Consider the following 12,496-nt stretch of genomic DNA (forward strand, 5'->3'; position numbering starts at 1 on the left):
TGAGCGTAGCCGTCGCAATCTTTAAAAAGCTTGATAGGAGTGGTTTTCTCCTATCAGGCGAGCGACGAGCGCAGCCATTGCCATACAAATAAAAGTAACTGAAAAAGTGGTTTTAAACTTTTTCAGTTACTTCTTAATCGCTGCGGGGCACTTCGGAAGTGACAACCGAAGTCAAAGAGCGGACTTCGATTGTCATTCCTCCACTGCCCTACGCTCGTGTTCATAGGCGCTTACGCTTTTCTTATTTAAACCATCTCTTCTGCATATATTCACTGGACAAGTCATACATATGAACAAAGACTATGTGGATAGGAAGGGAAGGTTTATGAAAAATCGAGTAGACAAGCTTAAAAGAAAGATGGAAGCCAAGCGTAAAAGCAGAAAACTCACACCAACACGAAGTGTTATTCGAGAACGTGATCGAGGACCAGATATTTATCCATATCAAGTAAGACATGATGAAGAAAGGGAAGATACCCTCTATCAATTGGATGGAAGACGTGGAGTTTCAGAGGAGAAAGGGGAACCATTATTTAGTAGAGACCGATTTATCATGCAAATCTTAGCAAGTGTCTGTCTCTTCTTCGTTGTAGGCATTCTTTTTCAAACGAACTCTTCCTTTCTAGAAGGGCCTCGGAACTTCGTGCATCATTCCTTTCAAGAGGACTTCCAGTTCGGAACTGTTGCCGGATGGTATGAAGATGCCTTTGGCCGTCCACTCGCCCTTCTTCCTCCAGATATGAGTGTTGTCGCCCCAGGTGATACAGAAGATAACGATCAAATGGATGTTTACGCATTACCAGCATCCGGTACGATTCGTGAATCATTTCAGCAAAATGGACGAGGTATTTATGTAGAGACAGATAGGGAAAAACAAGTGGAAGCAATTCGTGGTGGTACAGTGAGATTTATGGGAGAAGACGAAGCAGGGGAGTGGGGGAAGGTAGTCGTTATTAGACATTATGATGGCATTGAATCGTGGTACGGAATGTTAGACCATGTTTCTGTGCAACTTCATGAATTTGTGGAACCAGGGGATATTATCGGAACAGTTTCACATCACGAGGAAAAAGAAGATATAGGTGTGTATTATTTTGCCCTAAAAGATGGTGACAATTTTATCGATCCTGTTGAAGTGATTACCATTGATTGAGATACTGAGAAAAGTTCATATACATCCAATCTTCTGGGCAATCCTAGGGATTGGCGCTTTAACTGGTTTCTTTAAGGAAATTGTGATGTTGTTTTTTATCGTTTTCGTCCACGAAATGGGACATAGTGTCATGGCACATCATTTCCAGTGGCGGATAAAAAAAATCACACTTCTACCTTTTGGGGGAATGGCAGAAACAGAGGAGTACGGAAACAGGCCAGTTAAAGAAGAAGTGTTGGTTGTCCTCTTTGGACCTTTACAACATCTTTGGTTAATTGGGGGAAGTTACCTTTTACTATTAACCCCAATCTGGAATGAAGGGGATCACAACATTTTTCTCTTTCATAATCTTACTATTTTATTGTTTAATTTACTTCCCATTTTACCGTTAGATGGGGGAAAATTGTTATTTTCAATTCAATCCTATTTTTATGCGTTTCATAAAGCTTATCATCTGAATTTTTATACTTCCCTTTCTTTGCTGATTATTCTAACTGTTTTTTCGTTAACCTATATGCCATTTCATCTAAACTTACTGGTAATAATTGCTTTTTTATGGCTTCATCATTATTTAGAGTGGAAACAGAGGCACTTCATGTTTCTGCGTTTTTTGTTGGAACGGAAAAGGAGAATACAAAAATGGAGTGGTAAAGGAGTACATGTCCATGTTTCTCCAAAAATTTCCGTCGCCGATGCCATGAAACAAGTGAATAGACAAAGGTATCATTATTTTGTTTTTGGAAAAAATGGGATTGAATTAGAAGAACATCAAGTATTAGAAGCTTTTTTTAACGAGGAGAAGCGGTTACTGCCAATCTGGAAATTAATTTAGGGGATTGTTTTAATGGGGGAAGGTTGTTCTGCTTCTAATTAAAACAATCCCTTTATTATATTATATGATTCTAGATACCTTGCCAGTGTGATGGACTTCTATATATAATTATGTCAAAAGATGCAAAGATTGGAGTTCTTACGTTGCGAAAAGTTATTATAAATACCTTGTCTGACGATAAACGTGCTGCTGTACTCGAAGATGGCAATGTGGTGGAATGGTTATTAGAGGATGAAGATGACATTTCACGATCGGGAAATATTATTTTAGGTAAGGTGACAGATATCATAAGGGGGATGGACGCTGCTTTCGTAGATATTGGCACTGAGAAAAATGGTTTTTTATATAAAAAGGAATTAGTGGCGTTTCAACCATTTAAAGAGACAGAACAGTCTCAGAATAACGTTCCTGCCATCAATTCGCTTATAACAAAAGGACAATCCATTTTAGTTCAGATTACGAAAGAAGCAACCGGGACGAAAGGTGCCCGGTTAACCGAAATGATAACTTTACCTGGAGAGTTCATGGTGTATATGCCTTATGCCAATTATGTAGCCGTTTCAAAAAAAATGTCTTCTGATCTTATACGAGAAAATTGGAGAGAGCGTGCAAAAAAATGGCTTACAAATGAAGAAGGGATTATTATCCGCACGGTGGCGGAGAACTTGGAGGAATCCGAGGTCTACAACGAGTTTCTCCGCTTAAGGGCACAATATGCAGAGATGATAAAAGCTGCAAATGGAAAGAACAGTCCCGTTAGCCCAACTGTACTATATGATCAATCGTCTATTCTGTACAGAGTTGTTCGAGACTTTCTTAGCGACGGGGAGTCGGAAGCTGTTGTGGATAATCGTAAAGATTATCAGAGCTTGATTTATTTAACAGGAGAAAAGAATCAGGATCTAATTCAATTGTATCAAGGAAAGGAAAATATTTTTCATGCCTATAACCTTGAAAAACATTTTGAGAAATCCTTAAAACGTCAAGTGTGGCTTAAAAACGGGGGCTTTTTAATCATCGACCGAACGGAAGCGATGACCGTTATTGATGTGAACACCGGTAAATATACTGGTAAAGAAAGTCTTCAGGACACAGTATTAAAAACTAATATGGAAGCAGCTTACATGGTTGCTGAACAACTGCGGTTAAGGGATATTGGTGGAATTATTTTAATTGATTTTATTGATATGAAGGAGGAAGAACATCAATCCATCATCTTATCTACGTTAAAGAAAGCATTGAAACAAGATCGAATTCTTACCAATGTAGGTGGATTTACAAATTTTGGTTTGTTAGAAATGACAAGAAAAAAGACAAGAAAACCATTTGATGAGGTTGTTCTAGAACCATGTAAGGTCTGTAGTGGTAGTGGACGAGTTCCAAATCGACGTTTAGTAATAGGATCTTTAAAGCGTGATCTTCAAGCAGTAAAATTCAGTGAGGACGAGGCCATGTTATTGGACGTTTCGGAGACACTTGCACTGGAGTTATTAAAAAAGAATAGTCACCATGGCATGACGGAGTTGTCTAAACTGGAAAGGGAATTGGAGAAGACTATTTATGTTCTTCCCACATTAAATGATCTTGGAGCGGTCAACCAGCATGCGATTCGGATGATGGGGTCAAAAGCAGAAATAAAAGAAATCTGGATGCGCCGAATGACCAATTCCAACGCTAGTGAGTAATGTTTGTCATAGGTGGAAAACCTTATATTGACACCATTTGTTGAACTATGGTAAGATAGCCTTTGTTAGTTGTTTGGAATCCTCCAAAGAGCTATAACCGCACAGATCGGGTTTTTAAGAATAGGTTAAGCTATCTGGCTTTTCGATTCACCCGTCATGGCGAGTCTGAGTATTAAAGGAGGTGCCGTCGTGTACGCTATTATTGAAACTGGTGGTAAACAAGTTAAAGTAACAGAAGGCCAAGAAATCTACATCGAGAAATTGGATGCAGAAGAAGGAGACTCTGTTACATTTGAACGTGTCATCCTTGTCGGTGGAGACGAAACAAAAGTTGGAGCTCCATACGTAGAAGGTGCGACTGTTTCTGGTAAAGTTGATAAACAAGGTCGAGCTAAGAAAATGATCGTTTATAAATACAAAGCCAAGAAAAACTATCGTCGTAAGCAAGGACATCGTCAACCATACACAAAAGTAACCATTGAAAAAATTAACGCGTAAGGTGTTCCTATGATACACGTTGTTTTTAATCGGAATGATGACAACTCCATTCATTCTTTTACAATGGAAGGACACGCAGAAGCTGGCCCCCATGGGAAAGACTTAGTTTGTGCGGGAGCATCGGCTGTATCTTTTGGTGTAGTCAATGCCATCGCAGAGATATGTGATGTTCGTTTAGATGTGGAAATGAAGGGAGACGGAGGCTTTCTCCGCTGCCGTGTTCCTGAAAAACTCGAGTCGGGCACTTATGAGAAAGTACAATTATTACTAGAAGGCTTGTTCTTTTCGTTAAAAACGTTAGAGGAACAATACGGACAGTTTATACGAATTAAATCGTGATCAGGAGGTGAAGACCATGTTTTTAAAATTGGACCTTCAATTTTTTGCTAGTAAAAAAGGTGTAGGTAGTACAAAGAACGGTCGTGACTCTATTTCGAAACGCCTAGGTACAAAACGTGGCGACGGACAAGAAGTTACAGGCGGATCTATCCTAGTACGTCAACGTGGAACAAAGATCTATCCAGGAGTAAACGTTGGTAGAGGTGGAGACGACACTTTGTTTGCGAAAGTAGACGGAGTTGTTAAATTTGAGCGCGTTGGACGTGACAAGAAACAAGTTAGCGTATATCCAGTAGCTCAAGAAGCATAAGTTTAAAAGTTAATCCCAATGCTGTCCTTTGACAACATTGGGATTTTTTCTTTTTCACAAAATTGTGCGGGACCTGGTCCCGCACAATTTTGTGAACTTTCAATTATCTATTCTTCAAGGTTTTCAATCTTAGTTGCTTCAGATTGACCAGGATAACTTTCATCCATTCCCCTATAGTAAACTCGAACTAGTTGCCCTTCTGAATACTGTTCCACATCGTCTACGGAGAACCAAGTAGCATTTGTTCCTACTTCATTGGATAAAATGCTACTTTCATCAAATTCGATAGCTTCTTCCTTTGAAATATCACTTACGACCAATATCCTAGCCTCTATTTCTACTATTCGCCCTTCTTGATACATTGGTTCGTGATTAGAGACGTTATCATTGCTAAAAGGGAGACAACCGGACAAAGAAACATAAATCAGTATGAACACAATTGCACCTACTGCCCTTATCCAAAATATCCTCTGGTCCATATAATCCCTTCTTTCCTAAATAATTGTAACATGTTATCTTCATACTATAATCTTAAGGGAGTAGATTCAACCAAGGATTGGAGACCTTTATGATTTCATTACTTAAATTAGAGGAGGAAACAAGTTGAAACTCACTGTAATCGGTTACTGGGGTGCATATCCTGAAAAAAATGAAGCCACGTCCTGCTACCTATTGCAGGATGAAAATACGAATATTCTTCTGGACTGTGGGAGTGGAGCAGTTGCCCAATTGCAAAACTACATTGAACTGGCGGAAATAGATGCGGTCATTATTACCCATTATCACCATGACCACATTGCTGATCTTGGTGTGTTAACGTATAGCCGAATTGTGGATATGAACTTGGGAAAAACAGATCGACCATTACATATTTTTGCTCATGATAAAGATGCCGAGGCATTTCAGCAGCTTAGTAAAAAGCCGTTTGCAGAGGCATTCGCTTATCATGCAGAAAAGAACGGAATGCCCTTCACGATTGGCTCACTACAGTTCACATTTCATCCCACAAACCACCCTGTGCCATGCTTTGCAGTAAAAGCACACTCACAGGACGGATCAATCATTGCTTACACTGGTGATACTGCTTATGATGAATCGCTAATTCCTTTCCTAAAAAATGTGGACCTTCTCATAACCGAATCAAGTTTTTATGAAGGACAAGATGCTAAACCATTTGGACACATGAACAGTAAAGAATCGGGTATTCTAGGATACAAAAGTAATGTGAAATATCTCCTGCTCTCCCACCTCCCGCACTTTGGAAATCACCAGCAATTAATAACAGAATCTTGCAAGTATTATTCCGGAAAGATATCACATGCTAGAGGAGGCATGGTGTGGACCTCCGAATAGGAGGGGTAACATCAAGACTAGGCTAGTTGAACAAATTACTAAACGTTCACAAAAAAGTGCGGGACCATGTCCCGCACTTTTTTCGACAATACCCGCACAATTTCTTTACAAAGTATTTACAAACATTTACACGCAATTCAATTGCCCTTAATATTCATCTTCTATACTAGCAATTGTGATAGGGAAATTGATTACTACTCTATCAAATTATGAAACACATATTAGGGAGGAAATTACGAGTGAAGAAATATTTAGTAGCTTTATCAATTGCAGCATTAACAGTTTTTACAGCAGCTTGTGGATCAGATGATAATTCAGCTGACGCTGGAGAATTATCTGGATCAGTATCCATTGATGGTTCTGGAACGGTTTATCCATTGATGTCTCGTATTGCAGATGAGTTCATGACTATCGAAGATGTGAGTGTCGAAGTTGGTCGTGCTGGAACAAGCGCTGGTATGCAAAAGTATGTTGTGGGTGAAACAGACTTTTCAAATGCATCTCGTCCAATTAAAGACGAAGAAGTGGCTGAATTAGATGCAAACGAAATTGAATCGAAAGAATTTAAAGTAGCTCTTGACGGTTTAACACTTGTTATTAACCCTGAGAACGATTGGGCAACAGAATTGACAGAAGAAGAAGTAAAAACAATGTTTGTAACTGGAAACATTAAAGATGATGATAAAGTATTATGGTCTGATATCCGTCCAGAATGGCCTGCAGAAGAAATCAACTTTTATGGACCAAACGAAAACCATGGAACGTATGAGTTCTTTGTAGATGTAATTATTGAGAAGCAAGATCTTGTAGCTGGAATTAACTTACAGCAAGAATATTCTACTCTAGTAAGTTTAGTTTCTGATGATAAAAATGGAATTGCATTCTTTGGATTTGGTTATTATGTAAACAATGACGACAAGCTTAAAGCAGTTTCCATTGACTTTGGTAACGGCCCAGTAGCTCCATCTTTAGAAACAATTGGAGAAGATGGACCATATGCAAATTTCACAAGACCAGTATTTACTAACCTTAACTTAGACGCTGCTAAAGAAAAACCACAAGTAAAGGCTTTTGCTGAGTATATTTTCAGTACTGGTGCTGCTGATTTTGCTGGAGAAACTGGATTTGCTCCACTTCCTGATGAAGAACTAGCTGAAGCACTTGAATTTGTTCAAAACCTAAAGTAATACCACTCAATTAAAGGGAAATGAGAAGTAGTTTTTTACTTCTCATTTTCTTGAAAATCAATTATGAACAACTGTTTATATTTTTCGATAAATAGCATTGGATGATGGAGAGGAGCAGTTTTTCATGCAGAAAACTGTGAGTATTAAAGACCTGATACGTAAAGATAACAATAAAAATAAGCTGAAGATGGGAGTAGAGAAGACAGTTCCGTTTCTCCTATTTGCTCTAGCTTCAATATCTATATTAACAACGGTGGGAATAGTATCGACCTTATTATATGAAACATTTTTATTTTTCAGGGATGTTTCAATAATCGAATTTTTTACAAACACGGAAATGAAACCTTTAAGTCGTGTTGAACCAAGTTTTAGTATTTTGCCATTATTATCGGGAACCGTTTTAATATCTTTAGTTGCGATGTTAGTAGCCATACCAATTGGTTTAACTACCGCTATCTACCTTAGTGAATATGCTTCGGTTAATGTGAGAAAAGCAGTAAAACCAGTCATTGAAGTTTTAGCAGGGATACCAACAATCGTTTATGGTTTCTTTGCATTCACATTTGTTACCCCACTTTTAAGAGAGTTTATTCCAGCACTGCAAGCAACGAATGCACTTAGTCCAGGTATAGTAATGGGAATAATGATTATCCCACTTGTAGCTTCTTTATCTGAGGACGCAATGAATTCCGTTCCAAAAGCAATGCGTGAAGGAGCTTTAGCGCTTGGAGCAACAAAGTTAGAAGTAACAATGCGTGTTGTTATCCCTGCTGCAATTTCGGGAATTATTGCTTCTTTTGTACTTGGAATATCTAGGGCAATCGGTGAGACCATGATTGTAACCATTGCCAGTGGTAGCTCTAAAAATCTTACTTTCGATATCACTCAATCCATGCAAACAATGACAGCTTATATTGTTGAGGTAACAAGTGGTGATGCGGGAGCAGGAACAACAGCCTATTATAGCTTGTATGCAGTTGCATTCGCACTCTTCTTTTTTACGTTAATAATGAATATGTTTGCAGGATATATCTCTCGCAAATACAGGGAGGCATATTAAGATGAAAGAATTAGCTTTGAATTCAAATGAAAAGACGACACAAAAACAATATATGAACCTTGCAAAAGTTAATAGAAGAATGACTGCGAGACTTTTAATCAATAATGTGGTGAAATATTTGTTTTTTGCATCAACCATGTTTGGGTTAGTAATATTAGCTTTCCTGATGTATCAAATTTTTTCAGATGGACTTGGATGGCTAAGTATGGATTTTCTAACGAATAGATTATCTACATTACCAGAACGTGCAGGTATTATTGGAGCAATCACAGGAACAGTATGGCTCATGTTTATTGTAGGTCCTGTAACGATGGTTTTAGGTATCGGAACTGCCATCTATTTAGAAGAATATGCAAAAAAAGGTAAATTTCATTCATTCATACAAACGAATATAACGAATTTGGCTGGTGTACCTTCGATAGTATTTGGATTGCTAGGTTTAACTATTTTTGTTCGAATGTTTGGTTTTGGACCTAGTATTATAGCTGGTGGATTAACCATGGCTTTACTAGTTTTACCAATTGTTGTTGTAGCAAGTCAAGAGGCGATTCGTGCTGTTCCAAGTTACCTGAGAGAAGCTTCTTATGGCATGGGGGCAACCAAATGGCAGACAATTAAGAACATTGTACTCCCTGCATCGATAGCTGGGATTTTGACAGGTGTTATTTTAGCATTGTCACGTGCAATTGGGGAAACAGCACCATTAGTTGCAATCGGAATACCTGCTTTAATCGTACCGATTCCAAGTAGTATTACAGATAATTTCACTGTATTGCCGATGCAAATTTATTATTGGACAATTGATTCTGTTTTAGTTGATGAGTATGCAAGTATGGCCGCTGCAACCATTATCGTTTTACTGGCTGTTTTGTTCTTAATGAATTCCGTTGCGATCATTATTCGTAATAAGTTCCAAAAACGATATTAATCTGGAGGGAAATCCAATGTCTTCTTTATCAATGTCTACCGAAGTACCAGTAAAAAAAGAAACGAAGGATCATGTAAATAAATCAGTTGTTTATGATACTAAAAATCTAAATCTTTGGTATGGGGATAATCATGCACTAAAAAATATTAACTTACCAATGCATGAAAATGAAGTTACTGCAATCATAGGACCATCAGGTTGTGGAAAATCAACTTATATTAAAACATTGAACCGAATGGTTGAACTAGTTCAAGATGTTTCTATTTCAGGGGAAATCTTATATCGTGATAAAAATATATTTGATAAGAATTATCGGGTTGAAGAGTTAAGGACACGAGTAGGGATGGTGTTCCAAAAGCCAAATCCATTTCCAAAATCAATATTTGATAATATTGCCTATGGACCTAGAATTCATGGAATTAAAGACAAGAAAATTTTAAAAGAAATAGTAGAAAAAAGCCTACGTGGAGCAGCAATATGGGACGAAGTGAAAGACCGTCTCCAAGAAAATGCTTATGGACTATCAGGCGGACAACAGCAGCGACTTTGTATCGCACGTTGTTTAGCTATTGAACCTGATGTCCTTCTTATGGATGAACCAACTTCTGCCCTAGACCCTAAATCCACTCTTAAAGTAGAAGAATTAATAAAAGAATTAAAAGAAAACTATTCTATCATCATTGTGACACATAATATGCAGCAGGCAGCACGTATCTCTGATAAGACTGCGTTTTTCTTAAATGGGGAAGTCATTGAATATGATGATACGGACATTATTTTTTCTACACCATCAGATAAACGTACAGAAGATTATATCACCGGCCGTTTCGGTTAACAGAGGAGAATGGGGAAAATGACTATTCGAGGACAATTTGTCAGTGAACTTTCTGAATTAAAAGGAGAAATCATGCGTTTAGGAGCCATGGTGGAACGCGCCTTTGATGAAACAATTGAAGCTATTCGCAAGAAACAATATGCGAAGCTAGATGATATTATTGATAATGATAAAAACATTAATGATTTGGAATTGGCCATCAATGATAAAGCTACTTTAATGATAGCTAAACAACAGCCAGTAGCTTCTGACTTAAGGAAGATTATTGTTAGTTTGAAAGTATCGAGTGACTTAGAACGAATGGGTGATCTATCCGTTGATATGGCAAAATCTGCTCTTCGATTAAATGATAGAATTAATTTGGAGAAATTTGAAGAAGAACTGCTATCTATGGCATCTAAAGCAAAGATAATGATTAAAGCGGTGTTAATAGCCTACCGCGATTCCAACGTACTGGAAGCGCAAAAAATTGCAGCAATGGATGATGATGTGGATAGTGCTTACGGTAAATTTATTCAATCGATCTTTGAAGTAGTTGCAGTGGAAACGGGAATTACGGAACAGGTAACACAAATGGCTTTTATTTCCAGATACATTGAGAGAATTGCTGATTATTGCACAAATATTGCAGAGTGGATCATTTATGAAGTGAATGGAAAACGATTCGATTTAAATTAACAGGATGTAGCAAAAAAGTGATTGTATTCACGGGGAGGAGGGTAAAGTGGCTCAATCTGTTCTCATCATAACTAAGCCTTTAGAAGGGAAAGACAGGCTGGAGCAGGCATTTAAAAATAGCGGATTTAACACATATACTCTAGAAAGTGCTGAGACTGCAATAAAGAAATTAAATATTGTCTCTCCTGATATCATTGTATCAGAGTTAGACTTGCCTCTGATGAGTGGATTAGATTTTTGCAGGGAACTGAGACATAATCACAATGATTGGACCCCTATTATTCTGTTGTCTTCGGAGAGAGACGAACTGGAAGCCGTTTTAGGATTGGAACTGGGGGCAGATGACTATATCGTTAAACCAATTAGAGTAAAAGAAGTGGTTGCCAGGGCAAAATCTATTTTACGCAGGGGAACTCTTTGTTGTTCTCAGCAAGGTGGGAGTTACACCCCATATGAATATTTGAAAAAGGATATGTTGCGAAATGGGGATTTAATTATCGATCCTGATCATTTTATCGTATATAAGAATGAAGTACCTATTGATTTTACAAGGAAAGAATATGAACTTTTTTACTATTTATTCATGAATAAAGGGAAAGTATTAACACGTGCACAGCTGATTCAGGAACTATCAGGAGATGAGGAAATTGATGAACGAATCATTGATGTTTTTATCAGCCGGATACGAAATAAAATTGAAACAAATAAACGAACCCCGGTATATATTCGAACGGTGAGGCATATTGGTTACATGATGAAGGATGTACAAGATAGTCAGCCACCAACTAATCTTAAGACCCAGGTTAAATAGCTGAGGGTCTTTTTCTTCTTAGGAAGGTTTGAAAGTATAAAAGTGGGATAAAAATAGTAAATGGTAGCTGTATTACATAAAAGAAGGCAAAAAAGTTTACGGAAGGAATTTGTTTTCGGTATACTAATCAGAGGTTGTATCACGCTTTAAAAAGGAGGAAAAAAAGTGTCTGCCTATTATTCAACATTCTTACATTCTCATGCACTGTTTTGGTTCGTAACCATCGTTCTATTTGCATTAACTGTAATTTTTATTGGAAGTGGTAAAGCAAAAGCAGGAAAGATTCTACAAATGACACTACGTTTATTTTATTTGCTAGTTGGTGGAACAGGTCTTTTTCTGATTATTATTAAACAGTTTTATTGGCTAACTGTTGTTAAAGGTCTCCTTGCATTTTGGTTAATCTTTGTGATGGAATTCATCTCAAATCGAATGGCTAAAGGAACGTTAGATGGGAAAGGGAAAGTTATCTTCTGGGTTCAATTTGTCATTGCCTTGATTCTGGTACTATATGTGGGATATAGTTCATCGGGTACATTAGGTTAAGGATAAAAAAATGCACTCCTTCCAAGAAGGAGTGTATTTTTTTGAAAGATAAGAAAGATAAGTTTTTGCACCTTCGGGCATTGTCTAGCTCCAGCGCCTACGGGCTCGGATCACTTCAGGAAGGCTGCTACTTGAGTTGCATCCTTGCTGCCTTGCGACGAGTAATCGCAGGAGCACAGGGAAGCCAAAAAGCTATTCAACGAGGAAATCTTCACGAATATGCTTCGAGTTGCCTCGACGGACAGGACGTCCTAATATCGGGCATGCCACAGGACGTGGCG

The 12,496-nt window shown here is 37.9% G+C and carries 15 protein-coding genes and 1 other annotated feature; of the genes, 14 read left to right on the forward strand and 1 reads right to left on the reverse strand.

The genetic code is table 11. The annotated features are described in order from the left end of the window. Positions 1-325: 325 nt before the first annotated feature. From KS419_RS00715 to rpmA, 6 genes are all read left to right on the forward strand, one after another. Entirely contained in the window at positions 326-1,153 is an 828-nt protein-coding gene (locus tag KS419_RS00715; RefSeq protein WP_217064178.1) for a M23 family metallopeptidase, read from the forward strand. Next, positions 1,146-1,985: a M50 family metallopeptidase gene (locus KS419_RS00720; protein WP_217064179.1), complete on the forward strand. Its 840-nt coding sequence runs from the start codon at positions 1,146-1,148 to the stop codon at positions 1,983-1,985. Before KS419_RS00715 ends, KS419_RS00720 begins: the two co-directional genes overlap by 8 nt. Positions 1,986-2,128: 143 nt before the next feature. Next, the gene (locus tag KS419_RS00725) at positions 2,129-3,670 is read left to right on the forward strand and encodes an Rne/Rng family ribonuclease (protein ID WP_217064180.1); all 1,542 of its coding nucleotides are present in this window, start codon (positions 2,129-2,131) and stop codon (positions 3,668-3,670) included. A gap of 85 nt (positions 3,671-3,755) precedes the next feature. Beyond that, positions 3,756-3,847 (forward strand) — a sequence feature (ribosomal protein L21 leader region). Between the two features lie 12 nt (positions 3,848-3,859). Continuing rightward, positions 3,860-4,168 (forward strand): 50S ribosomal protein L21, encoded by a 309-nt coding sequence (gene rplU, locus KS419_RS00730; protein ID WP_217064181.1) that lies wholly within the window; start codon positions 3,860-3,862, stop codon positions 4,166-4,168. Between the two features lie 9 nt (positions 4,169-4,177). Then, the gene (locus KS419_RS00735; RefSeq protein ID WP_217064182.1) at positions 4,178-4,507 is read left to right on the forward strand and encodes a ribosomal-processing cysteine protease Prp; all 330 of its coding nucleotides are present in this window, start codon (positions 4,178-4,180) and stop codon (positions 4,505-4,507) included. Positions 4,508-4,523: 16 nt separating this feature from the next. Next, positions 4,524-4,817 (forward strand): 50S ribosomal protein L27, encoded by a 294-nt coding sequence (rpmA, locus tag KS419_RS00740; protein WP_217064183.1) that lies wholly within the window; start codon positions 4,524-4,526, stop codon positions 4,815-4,817. A gap of 107 nt (positions 4,818-4,924) precedes the next feature. Here rpmA and KS419_RS00745 read toward each other — a convergent pair whose 3' ends face one another. After that, positions 4,925-5,296, reverse strand: a complete 372-nt coding sequence (locus tag KS419_RS00745) for a DUF3221 domain-containing protein (protein ID WP_217064184.1) — start codon at positions 5,294-5,296, stop codon at positions 4,925-4,927. 124 nt (positions 5,297-5,420) lie between these two features. On the opposite strand from KS419_RS00745, the gene KS419_RS00750 reads away from it, so the two are divergent. The 8 genes from KS419_RS00750 (at position 5,421) to KS419_RS00785 (ending at position 12,215) form a co-directional block, all read left to right on the forward strand. Beyond that, entirely contained in the window at positions 5,421-6,170 is a 750-nt protein-coding gene (locus KS419_RS00750; protein WP_217064185.1) for an MBL fold metallo-hydrolase, read from the forward strand. A gap of 239 nt (positions 6,171-6,409) precedes the next feature. Next, entirely contained in the window at positions 6,410-7,357 is a 948-nt protein-coding gene (locus KS419_RS00755; RefSeq protein ID WP_343215006.1) for a PstS family phosphate ABC transporter substrate-binding protein, read from the forward strand. A 124-nt stretch (positions 7,358-7,481) separates the two neighbouring features. After that, positions 7,482-8,417 carry a phosphate ABC transporter permease subunit PstC gene (gene pstC / locus KS419_RS00760; protein WP_217064187.1) on the forward strand — a complete coding sequence of 312 codons (936 nt, stop codon included), beginning with the start codon at positions 7,482-7,484 and terminating at the stop codon, positions 8,415-8,417. Between the two features lies 1 nt (position 8,418). After that, positions 8,419-9,345, forward strand: a complete 927-nt coding sequence (pstA, locus tag KS419_RS00765) for a phosphate ABC transporter permease PstA (RefSeq protein ID WP_217064188.1) — start codon at positions 8,419-8,421, stop codon at positions 9,343-9,345. A 31-nt stretch (positions 9,346-9,376) separates the two neighbouring features. Next, on the forward strand, positions 9,377-10,180 hold the full coding sequence (gene pstB / locus KS419_RS00770) for a phosphate ABC transporter ATP-binding protein PstB (protein WP_217064192.1): 804 nt from the start codon (positions 9,377-9,379) through the stop codon (positions 10,178-10,180). Between the two features lie 18 nt (positions 10,181-10,198). Further along, positions 10,199-10,858: a phosphate signaling complex protein PhoU gene (gene phoU, locus KS419_RS00775; RefSeq protein WP_217064189.1), complete on the forward strand. Its 660-nt coding sequence runs from the start codon at positions 10,199-10,201 to the stop codon at positions 10,856-10,858. Positions 10,859-10,904: 46 nt separating this feature from the next. After that, entirely contained in the window at positions 10,905-11,669 is a 765-nt protein-coding gene (locus tag KS419_RS00780; protein ID WP_217064190.1) for a response regulator transcription factor, read from the forward strand. Between the two features lie 165 nt (positions 11,670-11,834). Next, on the forward strand, positions 11,835-12,215 hold the full coding sequence (locus KS419_RS00785; RefSeq protein WP_217064191.1) for a YisL family protein: 381 nt from the start codon (positions 11,835-11,837) through the stop codon (positions 12,213-12,215). Positions 12,216-12,496: the final 281 nt, after the last annotated feature.

The sequence above is a fragment of the Evansella tamaricis genome, assembly GCF_019042215.1.
GTDB lineage: Bacteria > Bacillota > Bacilli > Bacillales > Salisediminibacteriaceae > Evansella > Evansella tamaricis.

Coding starts and splice junctions, on each gene's coding strand:
- pstC (WP_217064187.1), top strand. CDS start 7,482: ATGCAGAAAACTGTGAGTATTAAAGACCTGATACGTAAAGATAACAAT.
- pstA (WP_217064188.1), top strand. CDS start 8,419: ATGAAAGAATTAGCTTTGAATTCAAATGAAAAGACGACACAAAAACAA.
- pstB (WP_217064192.1), top strand. CDS start 9,377: ATGTCTACCGAAGTACCAGTAAAAAAAGAAACGAAGGATCATGTAAAT.
- rpmA (WP_217064183.1), top strand. CDS start 4,524: ATGTTTTTAAAATTGGACCTTCAATTTTTTGCTAGTAAAAAAGGTGTA.
- phoU (WP_217064189.1), top strand. CDS start 10,199: ATGACTATTCGAGGACAATTTGTCAGTGAACTTTCTGAATTAAAAGGA.
- KS419_RS00715 (WP_217064178.1), top strand. CDS start 326: ATGAAAAATCGAGTAGACAAGCTTAAAAGAAAGATGGAAGCCAAGCGT.
- KS419_RS00735 (WP_217064182.1), top strand. CDS start 4,178: ATGATACACGTTGTTTTTAATCGGAATGATGACAACTCCATTCATTCT.
- KS419_RS00745 (WP_217064184.1), bottom strand. CDS start 5,296: ATGGACCAGAGGATATTTTGGATAAGGGCAGTAGGTGCAATTGTGTTC.